The organism is Sulfurihydrogenibium azorense Az-Fu1, assembly GCF_000021545.1.
In the GTDB taxonomy this organism is placed as follows: domain Bacteria; phylum Aquificota; class Aquificia; order Aquificales; family Hydrogenothermaceae; genus Sulfurihydrogenibium; species Sulfurihydrogenibium azorense.
This window is the reverse complement of record NC_012438.1, coordinates 13,021-34,533: the sequence shown is the minus strand read 5'-3', so window position 1 is coordinate 34,533 and position 21,513 is coordinate 13,021. Positions and strand designations below refer to the sequence as shown.

20 protein-coding genes and 1 other RNA gene are annotated in these 21,513 nt (G+C 33.1%); 7 read left to right on the top strand and 14 right to left on the bottom strand.

Features of this window, described 5'->3' with window-relative positions; all coding sequences use genetic code 11:
- Positions 1-7 precede the first annotated feature (7 nt).
- On the bottom strand, positions 8-526 hold the full coding sequence (gene nuoB, locus SULAZ_RS00180; RefSeq protein WP_012673966.1) for an NADH-quinone oxidoreductase subunit NuoB: 519 nt from the start codon (positions 524-526) through the stop codon (positions 8-10).
- Positions 517-888: an NADH-quinone oxidoreductase subunit A gene (locus SULAZ_RS00175; RefSeq protein WP_012674780.1), complete on the bottom strand. Its 372-nt coding sequence runs from the start codon at positions 886-888 to the stop codon at positions 517-519. The genes nuoB and SULAZ_RS00175 overlap by 10 nt, the downstream gene beginning before the upstream one ends.
- Before the next feature lie 134 nt (positions 889-1,022).
- On the opposite strand from SULAZ_RS00175, the gene SULAZ_RS00170 reads away from it, so the two are divergent.
- The 5 genes from SULAZ_RS00170 to SULAZ_RS00150 are packed head-to-tail and all read left to right on the top strand — an operon-like array spanning position 1,023 to position 7,101.
- Positions 1,023-1,439: a bacteriohemerythrin gene (locus SULAZ_RS00170; RefSeq protein WP_012674186.1), complete on the top strand. Its 417-nt coding sequence runs from the start codon at positions 1,023-1,025 to the stop codon at positions 1,437-1,439.
- Positions 1,440-1,452: 13 nt separating this feature from the next.
- Positions 1,453-1,737, top strand: a complete 285-nt coding sequence (locus SULAZ_RS00165) for a hypothetical protein (RefSeq protein WP_012674174.1) — start codon at positions 1,453-1,455, stop codon at positions 1,735-1,737.
- Between the two features lie 47 nt (positions 1,738-1,784).
- Entirely contained in the window at positions 1,785-2,954 is a 1,170-nt protein-coding gene (locus SULAZ_RS00160) for a TolC family protein (protein ID WP_012673546.1), read from the top strand.
- Positions 2,951-3,997, top strand: a complete 1,047-nt coding sequence (locus SULAZ_RS00155) for an efflux RND transporter periplasmic adaptor subunit (RefSeq protein WP_012674484.1) — start codon at positions 2,951-2,953, stop codon at positions 3,995-3,997. Before SULAZ_RS00160 ends, SULAZ_RS00155 begins: the two co-directional genes overlap by 4 nt.
- Entirely contained in the window at positions 3,994-7,101 is a 3,108-nt protein-coding gene (locus tag SULAZ_RS00150) for an efflux RND transporter permease subunit (protein ID WP_012673745.1), read from the top strand. Before SULAZ_RS00155 ends, SULAZ_RS00150 begins: the two co-directional genes overlap by 4 nt.
- An 89-nt stretch (positions 7,102-7,190) precedes the next feature.
- Here the strand turns inward: SULAZ_RS00150 and glnA are convergent, their stop codons facing one another.
- The 3 genes from glnA to SULAZ_RS00135 form a co-directional block, all read right to left on the bottom strand.
- A complete protein-coding gene (gene glnA, locus SULAZ_RS00145) occupies positions 7,191-8,612 on the bottom strand; it encodes a type I glutamate--ammonia ligase (RefSeq protein WP_012674688.1) in 1,422 nt (473 codons plus the stop codon).
- A 29-nt stretch (positions 8,613-8,641) separates the two neighbouring features.
- Positions 8,642-8,980 carry a P-II family nitrogen regulator gene (locus tag SULAZ_RS00140; protein WP_012673920.1) on the bottom strand — a complete coding sequence of 113 codons (339 nt, stop codon included), beginning with the start codon at positions 8,978-8,980 and terminating at the stop codon, positions 8,642-8,644.
- A gap of 146 nt (positions 8,981-9,126) precedes the next feature.
- Complete coding sequence (locus SULAZ_RS00135) at positions 9,127-10,551, bottom strand: aldehyde dehydrogenase family protein (protein WP_012674904.1); 1,425 nt, start codon at positions 10,549-10,551, stop codon at positions 9,127-9,129.
- 130 nt (positions 10,552-10,681) lie between these two features.
- Here SULAZ_RS00135 and SULAZ_RS00130 point away from each other — a divergent pair, with 130 nt between their 5' ends.
- Together SULAZ_RS00130 and typA are read left to right on the top strand one after the other, a co-directional pair.
- The gene (locus SULAZ_RS00130; protein ID WP_012673947.1) at positions 10,682-11,365 is read left to right on the top strand and encodes a type 1 glutamine amidotransferase; all 684 of its coding nucleotides are present in this window, start codon (positions 10,682-10,684) and stop codon (positions 11,363-11,365) included.
- 32 nt (positions 11,366-11,397) lie between these two features.
- Complete coding sequence (gene typA, locus SULAZ_RS00125) at positions 11,398-13,230, top strand: translational GTPase TypA (protein ID WP_012674151.1); 1,833 nt, start codon at positions 11,398-11,400, stop codon at positions 13,228-13,230.
- 1 nt (position 13,231) lies between these two features.
- Here typA and SULAZ_RS00120 read toward each other — a convergent pair whose 3' ends face one another.
- From SULAZ_RS00120 to SULAZ_RS00085, 9 genes are all read right to left on the bottom strand, one after another.
- Complete coding sequence (locus tag SULAZ_RS00120; protein WP_012674918.1) at positions 13,232-14,452, bottom strand: sigma-54 interaction domain-containing protein; 1,221 nt, start codon at positions 14,450-14,452, stop codon at positions 13,232-13,234.
- Positions 14,449-15,279, bottom strand: a complete 831-nt coding sequence (locus SULAZ_RS00115) for a tetratricopeptide repeat protein (protein WP_012673906.1) — start codon at positions 15,277-15,279, stop codon at positions 14,449-14,451. Before SULAZ_RS00115 ends, SULAZ_RS00120 begins: the two co-directional genes overlap by 4 nt.
- Positions 15,272-15,862 (bottom strand): D-sedoheptulose 7-phosphate isomerase, encoded by a 591-nt coding sequence (gene gmhA, locus SULAZ_RS00110; protein ID WP_012674681.1) that lies wholly within the window; start codon positions 15,860-15,862, stop codon positions 15,272-15,274. The genes SULAZ_RS00115 and gmhA overlap by 8 nt, the downstream gene beginning before the upstream one ends.
- 36 nt (positions 15,863-15,898) lie before the next feature.
- Positions 15,899-16,249: a transfer-messenger RNA gene (ssrA, locus tag SULAZ_RS08770) on the bottom strand.
- A gap of 43 nt (positions 16,250-16,292) precedes the next feature.
- Positions 16,293-16,730 carry a universal stress protein gene (locus SULAZ_RS00105; RefSeq protein ID WP_012674601.1) on the bottom strand — a complete coding sequence of 146 codons (438 nt, stop codon included), beginning with the start codon at positions 16,728-16,730 and terminating at the stop codon, positions 16,293-16,295.
- Positions 16,731-16,745: 15 nt separating this feature from the next.
- Positions 16,746-17,756 (bottom strand): YeiH family protein, encoded by a 1,011-nt coding sequence (locus tag SULAZ_RS00100; RefSeq protein WP_012673864.1) that lies wholly within the window; start codon positions 17,754-17,756, stop codon positions 16,746-16,748.
- An 88-nt stretch (positions 17,757-17,844) separates the two neighbouring features.
- Complete coding sequence (locus tag SULAZ_RS00095; RefSeq protein ID WP_012674288.1) at positions 17,845-19,749, bottom strand: transglutaminase TgpA family protein; 1,905 nt, start codon at positions 19,747-19,749, stop codon at positions 17,845-17,847.
- Positions 19,736-20,593 carry a DUF58 domain-containing protein gene (locus SULAZ_RS00090; protein ID WP_041675913.1) on the bottom strand — a complete coding sequence of 286 codons (858 nt, stop codon included), beginning with the start codon at positions 20,591-20,593 and terminating at the stop codon, positions 19,736-19,738. Before SULAZ_RS00090 ends, SULAZ_RS00095 begins: the two co-directional genes overlap by 14 nt.
- Positions 20,590-21,510 (bottom strand): AAA family ATPase, encoded by a 921-nt coding sequence (locus tag SULAZ_RS00085; RefSeq protein ID WP_012673722.1) that lies wholly within the window; start codon positions 21,508-21,510, stop codon positions 20,590-20,592. The genes SULAZ_RS00090 and SULAZ_RS00085 overlap by 4 nt, the downstream gene beginning before the upstream one ends.
- Between the last annotated feature and the right edge of the window lie 3 nt (positions 21,511-21,513).

Sequence of the window (21,513 nt, the reverse complement as noted above, 5' to 3'; positions counted from 1 at the left end):
TTTGCCTCTACTTACTTATAGGTTTAGATTCCGCAGGAATTTTTATTGGAATTTCTTTTAACTCTTTTCCTTCTTTTTTTGCTTTTATCTTTTTCTGAAGTTCCATAATTCCCCAAAGTAATGCCTGAGGTGTTGGAGGACAGCCGGGAATATAAACATCAACTGGAATTATCCTATCAACACCTTGAAGGGTTGAGTAAGTAGGGAATGGACCTCCTCCTGATGAACAGCCACCCATTGATATAACCCATTTAGGGTCTGGCATTTGTTCGTATATAAGTTTAAGCATCGGAGCTACTTTGTTTACAACGGTACCAGCTACAATTAAAACATCCGATTGTCTTGGAGAACCTCTAAAAATTATACCTAACCTGTCTGTATCAAACCTTGATGCAGCTGTATGCATCATCTCTATAGCACAGCAAGCAAGACCGATAGACACGGGCCATAGGGAGTTTCTTCTTCCCCAGCTTAAAACTTCTTCTACTGTAGTTAAAATTATCCCACTGTTTACGTTTACTGCCATCTTAACGCTCCTTTTTTCCAAGCATATATGTATCCTAAAATAAGTATTGCTAAGAAGAAAAACATCTCTGTAAAGATAAACCCTGGAGCTACTTGAGCTACTTCTTTAAATATTACAGCCCAAGGAAATACAAAAGCAGACTCTAAGTCAAAGAGAACAAGAAGTAAACCTAAAAGGTAATATTTTTGATCTATTGTAGTCCACGTAGTTTTATCGTAAAGTGGAACCCCACACTCATAGGGATAACCTTCGTAAGGTTCAGGAGTTTTAGGAGCTAAAAGTCTGTTTAAAATAAGTAATGCAGCTCCTACAATTACTGCTAATACAAAGAATATAGTTAATCCAAAGTAACCAGTAACCATTTATCTCCTCCTATAAATATGTAAAATTAGAATAAACCAAATTTTAAAACTTTGCAAGATTTTATAACACAGTTTGAAAAAAATTTAAATTTAAGATATAATGGTATTAAAATCTTAAATTAGAGGTGAGTAAAATGTTAATAAATCCTCAAGAAATGCCTAAAGTTGCTGTTGATGAAATGAATGAAGTTCATTCAACAGAGGTAGAAATACTAAATAAACTCTATGAGAAAATTTTAGAATTTGAAAACGATAGCTCTAAATTTGATGAAGTTGTTAAGTTATTTGATGAGTTTTTAAATGATGTGATACAGCACTTTTCTTTTGAACAGAATATGATGGAAGAGACAAACTTTTTTGCATATTCTATGCACAGGGGAGAACACGACAGAGTATTATTTGAATTAAAGAGTTTAGAAAAGATGCTAAAAGAAAAAAACGATGTTAAAACTTTAAAAGAGTATCTTGTTTACAACTTTAAACCATGGATTATAAATCACGTAAAAACAATGGATACAGTTACAGCTATGTATCTTTCAAACTTTTTATGATAAAATATGTTTTATGTTTATTTTAAAGGTTCTAACTTCTTTATTTTTGGTTTTATGTGTAAATTTTAGTCACGTTGGGCAGATTTATGACCAAATAGAGGACCAGTACTATCAAGAAGTTTACGGAGATAGTGTTTCCACTGTAGAAAACGATACAGAGATTAAGTTTTCAATAAATTTAGAAAATCTAAATATAGTTAAGAATCTCTTTGATTTTACCGTCATAGAGAAATCTAAGTTTAAGTATATACTTCAAAATCAAATCTTTAAACCACCAATACCTAATTCCTTAATATAATTAGTAGATCCATTTTTAAATCCTGAAAAAATTTTTGGAGGACTGCTGTGAAAAAGTACATTTTTACAATTTTAGGGTTTTTATCTTTAAGTTATGGAGAAACTTTACAGGATATTTTAGATAAGTCTATCCAGAATGAACTTATAAAGAGTAAAGAATCTGAGGTAAGGGTTTTAGAAGGTGAACTGATAAAAGCAAAAAGCTTTCAAAATCCTGAGGTGTATACTGAGTTTGGAAGGTTGATATCTAAAGGAAATTCTTCAGCTACACTTACAGAGTTTTCTGTATCTCAACCTCTACTTCTCTACGGAGTAAGGAGCTACAGAGTTAACGAAGCTAAAGCTTTGCTTGAGTCTTCCAAGTACAACCTTGAAATGTTTATCTACGGCTACAAAGGTGAAATCTATAAACTTTTTTATGAAAGTTTATACAAAAAAGAACTTATGAGCATATCAAAACAGGAGCTTGATTTTTCAGAAAGTATATACAACTTTGTAAAGAAAACTTACCAGTTAGGTGAGGTATCAAAAGTAGATTTGTACAGGTCAGAGAAGGAGTACAACTTAGCAAAGATAAACTATGAAAAAGCTCAGGCAGAGTATAAAGAGTCTTTGAAAAGACTTTCATCTTTTGTGGGATTTGATGTTTCTGACGTAGAAGGAGATTTTTATAGTTTTAAAGATATTAAAATGTTAAACTTTGAAGAAAACCCAGAAGTAAAATCTTACCAAAAGTATCAAGAAGCAATCTCACAACAAGAAAACTACTTTAAAGCTTTATCTAAACCTCAAATATCATTTGGATTTATAACTAAAGAATCAACAAAAAACAGTTATGAAGCAGGATTTTTTATATCAGCTACATTACCTACTTTCTACAGGTACGCAGGTGAGTTAACATCATTGAAACACAAAAAGATACAGTATGAAAACCTTAAAACTTACACCTTAAACAGTTTGAAACTTAAGTATGAGACAATCTATAAAACTCATGAAAATTTAAAATCTCAGCTATATAAAGTAAACACAGACTTGATTCCTACTACAGAAAAACAGCTGCAACTTGGAGAAAAAAGCTACAAGCTAAAAGTTATAACTCTTTTTGAATTAACAAACATAAAGAATGATTACTTTCAATCCTTAAAGTACAGGTTAGAAGTCTTAGATTCTATACATAAAAATTACGCAGAGTACATCAAAATTGGAGGAGAAATATGAAAAAAGTAGTTTTTTTAGTGCTCATACTATTTTCACTTTCTTATGGAAAGTATGTAAAGTTGAATCCTGAAATTGAGAGGAATTTTGATATAAAAACATTAAAAGTAAAAAAAGAAAAACTGATAGACAAAGATGAGTATCCTGGTGTAGTTATAGAAAATCCATCAAAAACAGTTATAATCTCTTCCCCTGTGTCTGGAGTTTTAGATAATCTATTTGTTAAAAAGGGAGATTTTGTTAAAAAAGGGCAGGTTATAGCTCAAATAGTATCTCCAGAGATAAACCAGATAATAGCTCAAATAGAGACAGCTAGAGTAAAAGTTCAAACAACCAAAAACATACTGGATAGAGAAGAGCTTTTGTATAAAGAAGAAGTTATTCCTTACTCAAGGTACTTTTCGGCTAAAGTTGAGTATGAAAATGCAGTTGCAACGTTAAAGTCCCTTGAAAAGGTTCTGTTTTCTTACGGAGTTGTAAAAAACGGTAAACTTTTAATCACATCTAAGGTTTCAGGAGTTGTCTTAGAACTTTCAGTTTTTGTAGGGTCAACTGTCAGTGTAGATAAAGAGATAGGTAAAATTGCAGATTTAAGCGAGGTTTTAGTAGTTACTCAAATACCTCCTGAAGAAGTAAAAAAAATTAAAGTAGGAGATGAAGTTTATGTTGTAGGGTTAGACAACGTTGAACTAAAAGGTAAGGTAGCTTTAATAGATTATCAGCTTAACCCTCAAACTAGAAGAAATGAGATTAGAGTGTCTGTAAAAAATAAAAACTTTACATTAAAACCTAATATGTTTGTAAACGTTAGACTTTTTAAAATCTCGGAAGAAGGCTTTATAATTCCTAAATCTGCCGTCATAGCCACATCTTACAAAAATTTTGTAATTGTAAAAACAGATAAAGGATACACACTAAGGGAAGTTGCTATTAATAAAGTTTCTTCAGATAATGTAGTTGTTATACAAGGTTTAAAGGAAGGAGATGAGGTTGTTGTAAGTGGTGTAAACCTTCTGAAGAAAGAGCTGTTGGAGGAAGGTAAATGATAGAGTTTATCTTATCTAATAGAATAATAGTTTTACTACTTTTACTCTTTATTGTAGGTTTCGGAGTTTACTCTTACAAAACCCTTCCTATAGATACATTTCCTGACCCTACACCTATTCAAGTAAACATATACACAGAAGCTCCAGGATTGTCTGCAGAAGAAGTTGAGTCTCTTATTACAAAGAAAGTAGAAACAGTAATGTCAGGGATAAAAGATGTAACAGGTGTAAGAAGCGTATCAATAGCAGGTTTATCCCAGGTTACAGTCTTTTTTAAAGATAACGTTGATATATTCTTTGCCAGAAGGTTAGTTATGGAAAAACTAAATGAGGTTGAGTCTGTCTTGGACCCTCAGTACAAACCTGTGTTGGGACCAAACGCTTCTGGTCTTAGTTTTGTAATGTTCTATGTTTTGGAAAGTGATAAATACACACTTGCAGACTTAAAAAGTATAGAAAGGTGGAGAGTAAAACCCCTTTTAAAATCTGTTGATGGAGTTGAGGATATAAACGAGTGGGGTCCTGATAAAGCTTACTTAATAAGACCTGACTATAACAAAATGATTGCTTACAACATATCCTTTGAAGACCTTATAAATCAGATTAAAGAAGGAGGAGGGGTTGCAGGTGGTGGATACGGAATAATAAATGGAAAGGATGTAGTTTTAAGAGGTATAGGATATATAAAAAGTATAGAAGACATTAAAGATATAAAAGTCAAATCTTTAGATGGATTTTATATAAAAGTGTCTGATATTGCACAAGTAGAGGTATCTGAAGTTCCTGGTAGGAGAGGTCTTTTCTCTTTAAACGGAGAAGAAGTTCAAGGAAACATAGTTGTCAAAAGAAGTTTTAGTAATACAAGGGAAGTTATAAAAAATGTTTACAAAAAATTAGAAGATGTTAAAAAGGTTTTACCTGAAGGTGTAAATTTAAAAGTAGTTTACGACCAAGCTTACCTGATAGATAAAGCTATACACACTGTAGAAAAAGCCTTAATAGAAGGTATCGTTTTAGTTACTTTAGCGATGATATTTTACTTAGGAAACTTTAGAACTGCTTTAATTGTAGTTTTATCCATACCTATCACACTGCTTATAGCTTTTATATTTATGAAGCAAGCAGGAATATCAGGTAATCTAATGTCATTTGCTGGACTTGCCATAGGTATGGGGCTTTTTGCAGATGCTTCGGTAGTCGTGATAGAAAATATCTATAGGCACCTGCATCATAACTTAGAATTTTCAAAATCTAAGTTGGAAAAACTGGAAATATTGTCTTTATCAGTAAGGGAAATTTTTAGACCTGTAATGTTTGCAGTGTTTGTTATAGCTATGGTCTTTATTCCTATCTTTAGTTTTGAGTCTGTTGAAGGTAAATACTACAAACCTCTTGCAACAACTATAATCTTTGCACTGTTTGCATCTTTGTTTGTTGCTTTTGTATTTATGCCAGTACTTGCTTACTACTTTATAAAAGCAGAAAAAGAAGAAGAAACAAAAATAATGAAGGCCATATCAAACGTATATCAAAAAATATTAAGATTAACTTTGAAGTATTCTAAGGTTGTGATAGCTTCCGTTGTAGTGGTATTTTTACTGTCTTTAACACTTTTGACAAGGATAGGAACAGAGTTCGCACCTGTTTTAGATGAAGGAGCTTTACTTGTTAAAACTTACTTAGATCCTAATATTACAAGGGAAGAATCTTCAAAAGTAGCGTCTTTTGTTGAAAAAACTGCAAAATCTATTCCCGAAGTTAAAGATGCCTTTACACTGTTAGGTAGGTCTGAAAAAAGCGACCCTGAAGATGTTAATTACATGGAGACATTTATAACTCTAAAACCTTACAGTGAATGGAAGACCTTTAAAACAAAAGATGAGTTAGAAGATGCTTTAAGGGAAAAGTTAAATCAGCTTCCAGGTGCAAAGTTTAGTTTTACTCAGTCAATCCAAATGAGAATAGATGAACTTTTGTCAGGGGTAAAGTCAACTGTTGCTATAAAAGTTTTTGGGGATGATTTGGAGATGTTAAACGAGATAGGTAAAAACATTGAAAGTATTGTAAAGGGTACACCTGGTGCTGTTGATGTTGAGATGGAAGTTCAAAAAGGAAAACTTCAGCTAAAAATATACCCTAAAAAAGATCAACTTGCAAAATTCAACTTAACAGTTGAAGATTTACTTGGAATCATAAAAGAAGCAATAGCTGGAGTGGAAGTAAATAACTTACGGGAAGGATTAATATCCTATCCAATTATAGTTAAGATTCCAGATAGAGATATAAACGATATTGAAAGATTTTTAAGTACTCCCATAGTAAGTTCTGAAAACAAGATAGTTACTCTTTCTCAGGTTGTGGATATTGAAATCTCTGAAGGTTTCTTTAAGATAAGACACGAAAACGGTCAGAGATATGCTTTGGTCCAAGCTAACTTGAAAGGGAGAGATTTAGGTAGTTTTATAAATGACCTTAGACAAAACATTGAGAAAAACGTAAAACTTCCTGAAGGTTATGTTATACAGTTTGCAGGACAGTTTGAAAATCAAGAAAGAGCTATGAAAAAGTTATCTATAGTTATACCAATAGTTATACTTCTCATATTCATAATACTTTACATTAACTACAACTCTGCAAAAGACAGCTTGATAGTTATGTTAAACGTGCCTTTTGCAACTATAGGAGGAATTGTTGCCCTTTACTTATCCGGTTTTAATTTATCTGTTCCAGCAGCTATCGGATTTATAGCCGTATTTGGAATAGCTACTTTAAACGGTGTTGTTTTAATATCTTACATAAGACAGCTTTTAGAAGAAGGAAAACCTATAGATAAAGCTATAGAAGTTGCAACAAAATTAAGACTAAGACCTATACTGATAACAGCAACAGCTGCATCTTTGGGACTTGTACCTATACTAATTACAAACGACGTAGATTCAGAGACTCAAAAACCGATAGCTACAGTAGTAATAGGAGGTATATTTACCTCTACCATGTTAACTTTACTTATTTTGCCTGCTGTTTATAGGCTATTTTACAGAGAGCCAAGGCCTTACCAACCTACAAAACACCAAACAGATTTGAAAGAAGATATCAACAAGTAAAAAAGTATGTAAGAACAAGGTATAGAGATTTTAAAGGAAAATTTGAGAGGTAAAATTTTAAGAAAAGGGGCTTTAAAGCCCCTTTTGTTTTATACGTCAAAGTATAATTCAAACTCTTTTGGATGTGGAACGAGTCTTATAGCGTCTACTTCAGCCTGTTTTGTTTCTATCCACATGTTTATAAAGTCTTCGTCCATTACTCCACCTTTTAGTAAAAACTCTTTATCTTCTTTGAGAGCGTCTATAGCTTCTTGTAATGACCCTGGAGTTTGAGGAACGTTTGCAAGCTCTTCTGGTGGAAGTGAGTATATATCCTTATCTAATGGCTCTCCTGGATGGATTCTGTTTTCTATACCGTCTATAGCAGCCATTAGTAGAGCTGTAAAGGTTAGGTATGGGTTAGAAGATGGGTCTGGAAATCTTACTTCTATTCTTTTTGCTTTTGGAGATTGTGATCCAAGAGGTATTCTTATAGCAGCTGATCTGTTTCTTGCAGAGTAAGCAAGTCTAACAGGTGCCTCGTACCCAGGAACGAGTCTATGATAAGAGTTTGTTGTTGGGTTTGAAAATGCACATATAGCCCTTGCGTGCTTTATTATTCCACCTATTGCATAAAGAGCTATCTCTGAAAGTCCTGCATAAGAGTTTCCTGCAAAAAGGTTTTCTCCGTTTCTCCATATAGAGAAGTGAACGTGCATTCCTGATCCGTTATCTCCTGCTATTGGTTTAGGCATAAATGTGACAAACTTTCCAAATCTATATCCTACGTTTCTTAAAACGTATTTATACTTTAGTATGTTATCTCCTGACCCAATTATATCAGAGAATCTAAAGTTTATTTCTCCCTGTCCTGCAGTTGCTACTTCGTGGTGTTCTCTCTCTACAGTTATTCCCACTTCTTCAAGGGTTTTTACCATTTCCATTCTTATGTCGTGGGTTTTATCTAAAGGAGATACAGGGAAGTATCCTCTTTTGAAAGGTATTTTATAACCAAGGTTTGGATTTTCTTCTCTTGATGTGTTCCACCAAGCTTCTTCTGAGTCTATCTGATAGAAAGCGTGGTTAGGACCTGTACTAAATCTTATATCATCAAAAATGAAAAATTCTGCTTCAGGACCAAAATAAGCAATATCTCCTATACCTGTTGATCTTAAAAATTCAAGGGCTTTTTTGGCTATCTGTCTTGTGTCTCTTGAGTAAGGCTCTTTTGTAATAGGGTCAACTACATCACATATTAGTGATAAAGTTGGTTCATTGATAAATGGGTCTATAAAGGCAGATTTTGGGTCTGGTATTAAGAGCATGTCTGATTCTTGAATACCCTTCCAACCTCTTATAGAAGAGCCGTCAAAAGGAATTCCTTCTTCAAAAGAGTGTAAACCAAACTCATGGGTAGGGATAGTTAGGTGTTGCCATTGACCGAAGGGATCAGAGAACTTAAGGTCAATGAACGTTATACCTTTTTCTGAAATGACACGCATTACATCGTCTGGTGTTTGACATTGAATCATCATTTAAAAAACCTCCTTTATAAATTTTTTTAAACTGCTTCTGGACCTCTTTCTCCAGTTCTTATTCTTATAACATCATCTATAGGAATGATGAATATTTTTCCGTCTCCTATTCTACCTGTTCTTGCTGCCTGCATTATCGCCTCTACAACTTTCTCAACTTGCTCATCATCTACAACTACTTCAATTTTAAGTTTTGGTAAAAAATCTATAACGTATTCAGCTCCTCTATAAAGTTCTGTATGACCTTTCTGTCTTCCAAAACCTTTAACTTCTGAAACTGTCATACCATAGATTCCTATGTTTGTAAGTGCATCTTTAACTTCGTCTAACTTAAATGGTTTAATAATTGCTTCAACTTTTTTCATTTTTTAAGACCTCCAACTTTTTATAATCAAATTTCATGCCAAAAGTGCAAAACCTTTAAATTAAAAGCTTTTAAATATTTTACATTAAAAAGGTAATTAACTATTGCACTTTTTTTATTCAACCAGTAGGTATGTTTGCATAATTTTTATGCATTTAAATCAAAGGCAACGACTTTAATTTCTGTGTAATCTTCTATAGCAAACTTTGGACCTTCTCTTCCTATACCACTTCCTTTAACACCACCGTAAGGCATGTTATCAGCTCTAAAGGTTGGAATATCGTTTACCATAACACCACCAACTTCAACTTCTTCTATAACTTTCCAAGCATTTTTAAGGTTGTTTGTAAATATCCCTACTTGTAAGCCATAATTAGTCTTGTTTACCATCTCTATAGCTTCTTCTATAGTCTCAAACCTTTTTACTGCAACAACTGGTGCAAAGGCTTCTTCGTAGAATAGTTTTGAATCTTCTGGAACCTCTGATACTATAGTAGGTTTAAACAGTGTTTTTTCTGCTTGCCCACCAAGGCTAACTTTTGCACCTTTCATAACTGCTTCTGATATCCATGTTTGTATTCTATCTACTTCGTTTATTGATATTACTGGTCCTACGTCAGTGTCTTCTTCCATAGGGTCTCCATACTTTAGTTTGGAAGCTTCTTTTTTTAGTAGGTTTTCAAACTCATCTGCAACTTCTTTGTGAACTAACACCCTTTGAACAGATATACAAACTTGACCTGCTAAAGCAAAGCCACCTAAAACTGATTTTTTAGCTGCAAGTTCTAAGTTTGCATCTTTGTCTACTATAACTGCAGAGTTTGAACCAAGTTCCATAACTATCTTTTTAAGACCTGCTTGTTTTGCTATTATTTCTCCTACTTTTAAACTTCCTGTAAAAGAAACTACTCTAACGTCAGGATGGGTTGTCATTGCTTGTCCTACATCTGCAAAACCCGGAATAATTGATACGGCTTCTTTTGGAACTCCTGCTTCCAAGAAAAGCTGGCATAACATTGTTGGTGATAAAGGGGTTTTTTCGCTTGGTTTTAGTATAAACGGGCATCCAGCTGCTATTGCAGGTGCTATTTTGTGAGCTGTAAGGTTTACTGGAAAGTTAAAAGGTGTTATAGCTGCGACTATCCCTGCTGGGACTCTAAAGTAGTATCCTCTTTTTCCTCTACCGTTTGGAGATGCATCAAAGTGAACTACTTCTCCACCTATTCTCTTTGCTTCCTCTGCAGAAAATGTTATTGTGTTTATGGCTCTTTCAACTTCTACTCTTGATTCTTTTATAGTTTTTCCCGTTTCTAAGGTTATAACCTTTGCAAACTCGTCTTTTCTCTCTTCAAGGAGCTGCGCTACTTTTAGGAGTATCTTATACTTTTCGTACGCTGTAAGTTGTTTTAATTTTTTTAATCCTACTTTGGCTTTTTCTACGGCTTTTTCAACATCTTCTACAGACCCTTTTACAGCTTCTCCTACCTTTTGTTGATTGTATGGATAGATAACGTCAATAACTTCATCCTTAAATACCTCTTCTCCTCCAATTAACATCGGTAACCTAATCATCTTGTACCTCCAAGGTAGTTTTCAATCTTAATAATAACTTAAATCTTTTAAAGATGCAAAAGGTTGAAAATTGGTATAAAAATTGTATTACAATTTGGTAATAAAACTTGTTCTATAAAAGGAGTTAACCATGAGAAAAGTAGCTGCTATTAGACATGTAGATATTGAACATTTAGGTGTTATTGAAGATTATTTAAAACAAAGAGGTTTTACTATTGAGTATATTGATACCCCAAAAGGTCAAAAACTTAAATTACCTGTAGAAGAATATAGCTTTATAGTTATATTAGGTGGGTATATGGGTGTTTATGAATCAAATCTATATCCATTTTTAAAATACGAATTTGAAGTAATAGAACAATCTTTGAAACACCAAATTCCTTTACTTGGTATATGTCTTGGATGTCAGATGTTAGCAAAAGTTTTGGGTGGAGAAGTGTATAAAGGAGAAAAAGGTAAAGAGATAGGGTTTTTTGATATAGAAAAGGTTTCTGAAAATGCTTTATTTTCTCATTTTCCAAAAAATTTTAAAGCATTTCAATGGCACGGAGATACTTTTAATTTACCAAAAGGAGCTGAACGAGTTTTTAAGAATGAAATTTATGAAAATCAAGGTTTTGTATTTGAAAGAGCTGTAGGATTACAGTTTCATATTGAGGTAAACGAAGAGATGGTAAAACAATGGATTGATGTTTATGAAGAAGAAATAAAACAAGAAAAGCTAAATCCTCAGGAGATAATATCTAATTCTAAATTAATTTTACCAACTTTACAAAGTTATTTATTCGAATTTTTAGATAAGTTTCTGTTATAATTGTTAGCTTATTTTTTTATTAAGGAGATTTTATGCAGTTAAACCAAAAAGTTTTAGAGACAAACAAAGTTTTTAGAGAAGACATTAGGAACATTGCCATTATAGCCCACGTTGACCATGGAAAAACAACCCTCGTAGATGCAATGTTAAAACAGTCAGGATTATTCAGAGAAAATGAAGAAATTGCTGAAAGAGTTATGGATAACATAGATTTGGAAAGGGAAAGAGGAATTACCATTATGGCAAAAAATACAGCCGTAAGGTATAAAGGGTATAAAATAAATATCGTTGACACTCCAGGACACGCAGACTTTGGTGGAGAAGTGGAAAGAACTTTAAAAATGGTAGATGGTGTTATACTCTTGGTAGATGCTGCAGAAGGGCCTATGCCACAAACAAGGTTTGTGTTAAAGAAAGCTTTAGAATCAAACTTAACTCCTATTGTTGTAATAAACAAGATAGATAGACCTGATGCAAGGATTCAAGAAGTAATAAACGAAGTTTACGACTTATTTATAGATTTAGATGCAACAGAAGACCAACTTGATTTCCCAATACTTTACACAATAGGTAGAGATGGTATTGCAAAAGAAGATTTAAATGATGATTCAAAAGACTTAAAGCCACTGTTTGAAAAGATAATACAGTACATACCAGCTCCAACTTACGACAAAGATGCAGGGCTACAATTTTTAATAACTTCTTTAGATTATGACAACTTTGTTGGAAGACTTGCCATAGGTAGGATATTCAATGGAAGTGTAAAACAAAATCAACAAGTAGCCGTAGTTAAAAGAGATGGAACTGTGATAAAAGGTTCTGTAAGAGCTTTATACACTTACGAAGGATTAAAAAGGATAGAAACAAAAGAAGCAAAGGCAGGAGATATAGTAGCCATAGCAGGTTTAGATGATATAACTATAGGTGAAACAATAGCCGATGCAGAAAATCCAGTAGCACTTCCACCAATAACAGTTGAAGAACCAACGATATCTATGATTTTTTCTGTAAACGATTCTCCTTTTGCAGGAAGAAGTGGAAGATTTTTAACTTCAAGACATCTGAGAGAAAGACTGTATAAAGAAACTTTAACAAACGTAGCCATAAGAGTTGAAGATACAGAAAATCCAGACTCATTTTTAGTAATGGGTAGAGGAGAGCTTCAGCTTTCTATTTTAGCAGAGATGATGAGAAGGGAAGGATATGAGTTTCAAGTATCAAAACCTGAAGTTATCGTAAAAGAGATAAACGGTAAAAAGTATGAGCCTGTAGAAAGAGTATTAATAGATACTCCAGAAGAGTTTGTAGGAACGATAACACAAAAACTTGGTTCAAGAAAAGGTAGAATGGTAAACATGATAAATCACGGTTTTGGAAGAGTAAGACTTGAGTTTATAATACCTTCCAGAGGTTTAATTGGATACAGGTCTGAGTTTAAAACAGATACAAGAGGAGAAGGACTTTTAAACACAATTTTTGAAGGTTGGGAAGAGTGGCAAGGTGAAATAAAAACAAGGATAAACGGTGCTTTAATAGCAGATAGAAAAGGTGTTGCAACTCCTTACGCAATTTTTGGACTTCAAGATAGAGGAGTTTTCTTTATTGACCCTGGAACGGAAGTTTATGAAGGAATGGTTGTAGGAGAACACAACAGAGAAAATGACCTTGATGTTAACGTAACTAGAGAGAAAAAACTTACAAATATGAGAGCATCTGGTTCTGATGAAAACATAAAAATTATTCCTGCTAAAAAGATGGACTTTGAAAGAGCTATGGAATGGATAAACGAAACAGAGCTAATAGAAGTTACTCCTGATGCAATAAGAATAAGAAAGAAAATTTTAGAAGTAAACAAAAGAAAGTAATTTACAGTTCAATATTGTACTGTTTTATCTTTCTCCAGAGGGTAACGGGACTTATACCAAGAAGTTTTGCAGCTTTATTCTTATTCCCGTTAGCCCTTTTTAAAGCCTCTATGATCCTTTTCTGCTCGTTAAATAAAACTTCTTCTGAAAACTCAATATCATCTTTTTCGTGATTGAAATTGACGTACTCATTACTTAAATCTTCTAAATCTATAAAATCTGAATTACAAAATATACAAACAGCATCTAAAAAAGCCCTCAGCTCCCTTACGTTTCCATACCAGTCTTTAGAGATTATATACTGCATTGCTCTGGTGGTTATTCTTTTTCCTTTTTTAGATAAAATACTGTTAACAATCAAAGGTATATCTTCTTTTCTTTCTCTTAAAGGTGGTATCTCTATCTTTACTGCACATATTCTGTAAAATAGGTCATTTCTAAAGTTTCCTTTTTCCATCTCTTTTATTAGGTCTTTGTTTGTTGCGGATATAATTCTTACGTCAACTTTTTTTGCTTTGTTAGCTCCAAGTCTTTCAAACTCCTTTGTATCTACAAAAACAAGTAGTTTTGCCTGAGATGTTAGAGATAAATCTCCAACCTCATCTAAGAATAAAGTTCCTCCGTCTGCAATCTCAACTTTACCGGGTTTAGATGATACAGCTCCTGTAAACGCTCCTTTTTCATACCCAAAAAACTCTGATTCAAAGAGTGTATCTGGAATGGCAGAGCAGTTTACAGATACAAACTTGTTTCTTGACCTTTTACTGTTAATATGTATCCACTTTGCAAGTTTTGATTTTCCTGTTCCTGTTTCTCCAGATATTAAAACTGACACATCATGCTGTGCAACCAAGGAAGCTCTCTCTAAAAGTTTTTTCATTTTGATGTTTTGAGTGTTAAATACAATAAAGTCATCGTTTAACTCTACCTCGTTAAACTCCATAAATTGAATCAAGTACCCTCTAACTTGGTTGTAATAGTCGTAAAGTTTGTCAACTTTGAAATAACCTTTGTATAGATTACCATTTTTGGTCTTTAAAAATGCAACAAAACTTGATACATCATTTAAATCCTTTAATGGTTTATCTAAGATCTTATCAAGTTTTTCTCCAACTACTTCATAGTTTTGATAGTTTAGAAGCTCTACTAAAGTCTGACTTATCCTTCTTATATTTAGTTCTGTATCTACTACTATTAAGTTAAGTTCATCTATAAAATTCATTGTTTACTTTCTATTTTAGAAATTACTTGATTGTAACCTTCTAAATTATTTTCCTCTTTATATATTTTTGCAAGGGCATAAAGTAGCGTTTTTTCGTTTGGATACTTATTTATATTTTGTTCTAAGAATGTTTTTAACTGTGAATGTTTGTACCCTGTTTTTAGGTAAACCTCTGATAAAAAATGTAGAGATGGAAGGTAGTCAGGTTTTATATTTAAACTGTCTACTGCAGATTCTACTGCTAACTGTATCTGCCCTAACTTGTAGTAGAGCTGAGCTACTTTATACTTACTGTCATAGTCCTTCTGGTTTTCTGCAAAAGCTCTTAAGTAAAAGAATATTGCATATTTATAGTTACCGATACTCTCATACTCACGGGCTTTTTGTAAAAAGTAGTCGTATCTACTTAAGGGAATTTGAAGAGTCTGAGGAGCAGGAGAAGATTGAGTTTGAGGTAGGGAAGGTGGTGGTAGATTTAACGTTTTATCTATTGTTTGTTTTAGGTCAGGTAAGTTTATACTTTTTTGAGCTAAATCTTGTATTATTTCTTCTTCTGTTTTTACTTCTTTTGTATCAAGGGTTAAATTAGATTTTAAAGAGTTTTCAACTGCTTTTACAACCTCTTCAACTTTTAGATACTCTTCTACTATGTTTAAAGGTGGATTTAAGTTTTCTTTACTTTTATAGTAATCATAAAAAAGGTATCCAATAGCGATGTATGATACTATTACACTTACAACTGCTATTTTTATCGGAGATATTCTTTTTACTTTCTTGTCTGATACATCTACTAAAGGATGAACGTCTAAATTTTTTTCATCACTCATCTTCCTTTATTTCTCCAGTAAGGTACATATCTATAACTTTACAAATTGAATGTTCCAAAGTTAAATGGACTTCTTGGATTCTTGCGGTGTTATCTGACCTTACTATAAAGGCTTTATCTACTAAGTTTTTAAGTTTTCCTCCGTCTTTTCCTAAGAATCCTACAGTAAATATTCCTATCTGTTTTGCTACTTCTACTGCTTGAATAACGTTTTGAGAGTTGCCACTTGTAGATATTCCTATGAGTATATCTCCTTTTTCTCCAAGGGCTTCAACTTGTCTTGAAAAAATTTTATCAAATCCGTAATCGTTTCCTATTGCTGTAAGGGCTGATGTGTCTGTTGTTAGGGCTATTGCAGGATAACCTTTTCGTTCCTTTTCAAATCTTCCGACTATCTCAGCTGCAAAGTGTTGGCTGTCAGCTGCACTACCACCGTTTCCACATATTAAGACTTTTTTTCCTAACTTTAACCTTCTTGCAATAAGAATACCTAAATTGACAATATCTTCTGCATACTCGTAAACAAAATCTTTTTTTAGGTTGGCACTCTCTTCAAAAAGTTGTATGATTTCATTTTCAATCATAGGATAATTATATCAGAAATTTTTTGATTGGTTGTAGAGTGGAGGCGGGGGGAATCGAACCCCCGTCCGACAAGAGCCTAAGCAGTAGGGCATCTACATGCTTAGCCTGTGTTTGAGTTTCGCTTCTCTCTTTCCCACAGGCAGGAGGAGAGAAGCTATCCCCGTAGAGTTTCGGAGGTTACCTCAGGGGAGGTTGGCAACCTCCTATCCTGTATGTCTTACGCCCTATCCCAGCCTACAGGCAAACCGGGTAGGACGTCGCTGCGTTAATTAAGCAGCGAGAGCGATTTCGCGTTCGGGAATTGTTTTGTTTTGGTTTTTTACGTAGTGGCCTTCTACGGCATGCTTCCCTTTGCCTGCTCTTGCCGTCGAACCCGTATCGCCCCCATATTCAGTTGGATATATATTTATAGGCATTTTTTTCTAATTTTCAAGATTTTACAACTAAAACAGTTTGTTTAGCATACTTAACAAGCTCAGAGGATGTACTTCCTAAAAGCAGTCTTTTAAATCCTCCTAATCCTCTATGTCCTACAACTATTAAATCAGCCTCCACTTCGTCTGCATAACTCATTATCTCTTCTGAAGGGTCTCCTTCTAAAACTTTATAAAATGCTTTTAATCCTGATTCTTTTACTATTTTTATAGCTTCTTTTAAATACTTTTCCTCTTTTGATATCTCTTCTTTTTCATACTCCTCAATTTCTGTTGGAGTTATATAATCTACTATTCCAAAATCTATAGGTTTTATAACTCCTACAATGTATACTTCTCCATTGCTACATTTTGCAACTTCTATAGCTTTTTTTAGTGCATTGTTTGCATATTGTGAACCATCGTAACCCACCACTATTTTTTTAAAAGCCATTTTACTTCCCCCATTTTAAGTTAATACTTTATGAAATACTAACGTAACTATGTATCCTACCACAAAAAGGTATACAAAAACAACAAAAGCAGCGTATATAGGCTTCATTCCAGCTTTTTTCATCTTCTCTAAAGAAGTCTCAATCCCTAAAGCTGCCATAGATACAGTTAATAGAAATGTATCTACTTGGTTAATTATATTAACTATCTCTTTAGAAAAGATTGACATAGAGTTAACTCCTACCATAGCGATAAACCCAAAAACAAACCAAGGTATAGGTATTTCCCTTAGGTTAACACCATGGGTAGCATGTTTTTTTGCAAAGTAAAAACTTAAAAACAACAGTAAAGGAGCAAGCATTATAACCCTTGTTAACTTTGCTATAGTTGCTGTATTACCTGCTTGGTCTGAAACTGCAAAACCAGCCGCAACAACCTGAGCAACTTCATGAACGGTTGCACCTGTATATATACCGTAGGTTGTATCATCTAACCCGGGAAGTAGTCCTGATTTATAGACCAAAGGATATAAAAACATTGCTATAGTACCAAATATAGTTACGGTAGCAACAGCCATAGCCGCCTGATGCATCTGACCTTTTACTATAGGAGAGGTTGCTAAAACTGCCGAAGCTCCACATATAGAAGAACCTGATGCAATCATATAACTCATCTGACTATCAAGTCCAAAAAATCTCTGGGATACAAAAACGGTAAGAACAAAAGTAGACACAAGCATAAAAGCATCTACTAAAAGTCCTTCAAGTCCTACGTCAATGATGTTTTGAAAAGTAAGCCTAAAACCTAAAAATATTATCGCTACTCTAAGAATCTTCTTCAAAGAGAAGTTTATCCCTGGTTTTAAGACTTCTGGAATTTTAACTGTATTACCTATAACTATGCCTATTATAATTGCTATAATCAAAGGACTAAAATTTACTGTGGATTTAACTATATCAAGTCCAGATATAAACATAGCCACTAAAGCTAAAAAGCTACTAAAAATAAATCCTGCTAAATACTGCATACATTACCCCCCAAAAAGATAAAAACTTTATAAAATCATTTTACTGTTATTTTTTTCTTTTTTAGTTTTAATTTTTCAATAGATGTATTTATAAATCTTTAAGAAGCTCTTTTAAGTAGTTAAACTCTTTTTCTGTTATCTTTATATCTTTAAAAAGGAAGCTCTCGTATGCTTTTACAAAGTTTAAGGCTTTTTCTTTAATGTTAGGGTTGTCTATTTTTAAAACAAACTCTTCCAAACCTTCGTTTTCTTTCTTTTCGTATCCTAACTTTTTCATCTTTTTCAAAAAGAGATTTAAAACTCTTTTCTCGTAAGGTTCAGATAAATGTTTGATAAAGACATATACTAAGTAAATAAAGATTAAAAATAAAAAGGCAGCTGCTAAAAAGTTTTTGTTTAAACTAAAAGATAGTTTTAGGTTGGTATTAGTAAAGTTAGATTTAATTTTGTTTATAAGTTGAATCTGTTTTGAAAAATCGTAGTTCACGATAAAGGTTGTGTAGTAGTAATCAATAAGCTCAAGCCACTGTTTTATAAAGTTTTGCCTGTATAGGCTTTCAACTACAACATTTCTTATAGGTGGGGTTGGGTCAAACTTTACCCATCTACCGTCTATATAACTTTCTACCCACACGTGAGCGTCTTTTTCTCTAAAGATGTAATAACCTCCAATTTCGTTGTAAGCAGATGTTTTGTATCCTCCTACTAACCTTGAAGGAATACCGTTTAACCTAAGCAAAACAGCCATAGCTGAGGCAAAGTATTCACAGTTTCCTTTTTTAGTCTTAAATAAAAAATCTTCTAATGGATTTTCTCCTGATGGAAGGTCTTTTAAAGAGTATGAAAAATTTTGAAGGTAATTAGAAATCTCTTGTGCTGTTTCTTGAGGTGTTTGTTTTTTTAGCTGTTTTGCAAGGTTTACAATATCACTTGAGATTTGTGGTAGTTGTAGGTAGATAGACGAGTTTAATTCTTGATAGTAGCTGTCTGTTATAAAAGATTCTCCTTCGTATCTAACTTTTGATGTTATAGGTTTGTCTACTTTGTAGGTTAAATCTTGATTTCTAAAGAGTATAAATCCAGTTGGTGATGTTATATTGTAGGGTATATCTACAGAAAATAAGTACTGCTGATAGGTAGGTTCTAAATAAACTGTGTACTCTACTTTTTGACCTGATAGACGGGTAAACTTTGTATTTAAAAATTTTTCTTGAGACTGCCATCTTTTACCATCAAAATAATCAAAAACAACTCCTCTTAAGTAAACTTCTCCTACCTTCTTCATAACAACTCTTGCTACTACTGAGTCATCTTGCTGTATAGAAGATACGTCCCCTAAAGATACATTATCAGAAAAGCCTGTTTTTCCTTTACCCTGTCCTTGCAGGAAAGTCAACATTGGATAACTTGTCCTTGGAAGTGCAAAGAATAAGAAAACTGTTATTGGAATTGAAAATACAGGTATTAAAGAAGTTTTTAAAATAAAACTCCTTAGTTGCTTTAAATCAAAAGTTAAACTAGGGTCTTTTTGGTAGTAAGATAGTAAAATCACACCGTAGTTTAGAAAGAATACAAAGAAGACAAGGTAAAGTAAAAAAACCATACTAATAGACAAAAGAGTGTATCCAGACAGTATGAGAGCCACTATAAGGTAAACTTGCATGTAGTCTCTAAATTTTTTATCTTCTAAAAGTTTAAGCCCAAGTAAAACTGTTATCGTATCAAGGGCAGGTTGGACTATGTTGTCTGGGTTTATCTGTAAAGTCATAAGTAAAACCAAAAATATACCAACTGTGTTAAGGATAAACCTTGAAACTGTAAAGTATTTATAAAAATCTTTGTATAGAGCTGTTAAAAGTAAGATGGAAAAGGCAAAACTGTAAATAGGTGATATATAAGGAAAGATTATAATGTAAGCAAGAGTACTTGCAATGTAAGCGTTTACTTTAACTAACTTTTCAACAGAAAGGACTTTTTCTTTAACTAACTCCATAGACAGCAAACCTTGAAAGTAATTTTTCTCTTTCTACCTTTATACTTATATCATAAATCTTGTTTTCAAACTTTATAAAGAGGTTCTCAAACTGTTTGTAGTTAACTGCTATGTAAGTAAAAAAAGAGAGCTTCTCTTCTGTTGGTAAATCAACTTTTTCAAAATCTACTATTAAAGGAATAGATTGAAGAGAAGAAAATACTTTTTCTTTTAACTTTTCTGACCTTGCGGAAGATTTCCAGTCTATGTACTTGATAGGTGTTCCTTGGGTGTAATCTCTAACTCCTACAAAGTCTCCTTCGTATCCAAACTTTTGTGAAGATATATCTCCTTTTTTCTTTGAGTACTCTGAAAAAATATAAGAAAGAGGATACCTTTTAGGTTCTGGATAGATAAACTTTTTAACATCTACCTTAACAGTTCTACAACGGATAAAAAAGTTGAATGGAAAAACGGAGCACAATCTAACAGATGATATTTCTAAAATTCCTCTTTTTGGCACAGTTAGACTTACAGGTTTTTCACTTTCTTTTTCTACTACTGGGAATACAGCTGATTTATCTAATAAAACTGTTTCAATTAAAAAAGCATTTAAAAATTTTTTCTTGTTTTTTAATTTAACTGTAATTATAAATTCCTTATTTGCAAAAATTTCATCGGGAAAGATAATTTCAACATCTAAACCATCTATATTCCTTTTACCAAAAAATCCAGAAAGTCCCATAAAAGATAAAAAAGCAGAAACGATAAAAAATAGAAGGTTGTTATTGGTGTTTACAGCTGCAAAACCTGTTAGTAAAGTGGTTATTACAAATATCCAGCCTGCTTTTGTTATCTTTATCACAGAGGGATAGGAATGTTTTCCACTATCCATTTTACAATCTCTTGTTTTTGGGCTTCAAACTCTGGTTTAAAGACTAATCTGTGAGGAATAATATAAGGATAGAGTTTTTTTATGTCTTCTGGGATGATGTAATCTCTTCCTTCAAAGTAGGCATTTGTTTTGGCAGCTGACACTATTGCAAGACTTCCCCTTGTTGATAATCCAGCTTCTAAGTACTTACTTTCCCTTGTAGCCCAAACTATATCAAGAATGTAGTCTGCTATTTTGTCTGATACATACACTTTTGTAATCTCGTCTTGTATCTTAAGTATCTCGTCTTTTGTTAGTAAAGGTTTAATCTCGTATAGTTTTTCTCTTTTACTACCACCTTTTATTATCTCTTTTTCAGCTTCCCTTGATGGGTAGCCAATAGAGATTTTCATTAAAAATCTGTCTAACTGAGATTCTGGAAGTGGAAAGGTTCCATACTGTTCTACAGGGTTTTGTGTTGCAATTACAAAGAAAGGTTTTGGAAGTTTGTAAGTGTTGCCATCTACTGTTACCTGCTTTTCTCCCATAGCTTCAAGGAGAGCAGACTGGGTTTTAGGTGTTGACCTGTTTATCTCGTCAACTAAGATAATGTTGTTAAAAATTGGTCCTGGTTTAAATTCAAACTGAGATTTTTCTTTGTTAAAAACAGACACTCCTATAATATCAGAAGGTAGAAGGTCAGAAGTTCCTTGTATCCTTCCGTAGTCTAACCCTAAAATTTTTGCTATTCCAATGGCAAGTGTTGTTTTACCAAGTCCAGGAAGGTCTTCTATTAAAAGGTGTCCCCTTGAAAAGAATGTTATTAAAGTAAGTTCTATAGCCCTTTCCTTTCCTTGAAGGTATGTAGATAAATATGAAACAATCTTTTTTAAAATCGAATAGCTCATTTT

Bases quoted from the DNA above. Each gene is read 5' to 3' on its own strand.
- nuoB (WP_012673966.1), bottom strand. From the start codon at position 526: ATGGCAGTAAACGTAAACAGTGGGATAATTTTAACTACAGTAGAAGAA.
- SULAZ_RS00175 (WP_012674780.1), bottom strand. From the start codon at position 888: ATGGTTACTGGTTACTTTGGATTAACTATATTCTTTGTATTAGCAGTA.
- SULAZ_RS00170 (WP_012674186.1), top strand. From the start codon at position 1,023: ATGTTAATAAATCCTCAAGAAATGCCTAAAGTTGCTGTTGATGAAATG.
- SULAZ_RS00165 (WP_012674174.1), top strand. From the start codon at position 1,453: ATGTTTATTTTAAAGGTTCTAACTTCTTTATTTTTGGTTTTATGTGTA.
- SULAZ_RS00155 (WP_012674484.1), top strand. From the start codon at position 2,951: ATGAAAAAAGTAGTTTTTTTAGTGCTCATACTATTTTCACTTTCTTAT.
- SULAZ_RS00150 (WP_012673745.1), top strand. From the start codon at position 3,994: ATGATAGAGTTTATCTTATCTAATAGAATAATAGTTTTACTACTTTTA.
- glnA (WP_012674688.1), bottom strand. From the start codon at position 8,612: ATGATTCAATGTCAAACACCAGACGATGTAATGCGTGTCATTTCAGAA.
- SULAZ_RS00140 (WP_012673920.1), bottom strand. From the start codon at position 8,980: ATGAAAAAAGTTGAAGCAATTATTAAACCATTTAAGTTAGACGAAGTT.
- SULAZ_RS00135 (WP_012674904.1), bottom strand. From the start codon at position 10,551: ATGATTAGGTTACCGATGTTAATTGGAGGAGAAGAGGTATTTAAGGAT.
- SULAZ_RS00130 (WP_012673947.1), top strand. From the start codon at position 10,682: ATGAGAAAAGTAGCTGCTATTAGACATGTAGATATTGAACATTTAGGT.
- typA (WP_012674151.1), top strand. From the start codon at position 11,398: ATGCAGTTAAACCAAAAAGTTTTAGAGACAAACAAAGTTTTTAGAGAA.
- SULAZ_RS00120 (WP_012674918.1), bottom strand. From the start codon at position 14,452: ATGAATTTTATAGATGAACTTAACTTAATAGTAGTAGATACAGAACTA.
- SULAZ_RS00115 (WP_012673906.1), bottom strand. From the start codon at position 15,279: ATGAGTGATGAAAAAAATTTAGACGTTCATCCTTTAGTAGATGTATCA.
- gmhA (WP_012674681.1), bottom strand. From the start codon at position 15,862: ATGATTGAAAATGAAATCATACAACTTTTTGAAGAGAGTGCCAACCTA.
- SULAZ_RS00105 (WP_012674601.1), bottom strand. From the start codon at position 16,730: ATGGCTTTTAAAAAAATAGTGGTGGGTTACGATGGTTCACAATATGCA.
- SULAZ_RS00100 (WP_012673864.1), bottom strand. From the start codon at position 17,756: ATGCAGTATTTAGCAGGATTTATTTTTAGTAGCTTTTTAGCTTTAGTG.
- SULAZ_RS00095 (WP_012674288.1), bottom strand. From the start codon at position 19,749: ATGGAGTTAGTTAAAGAAAAAGTCCTTTCTGTTGAAAAGTTAGTTAAA.
- SULAZ_RS00085 (WP_012673722.1), bottom strand. From the start codon at position 21,510: ATGAGCTATTCGATTTTAAAAAAGATTGTTTCATATTTATCTACATAC.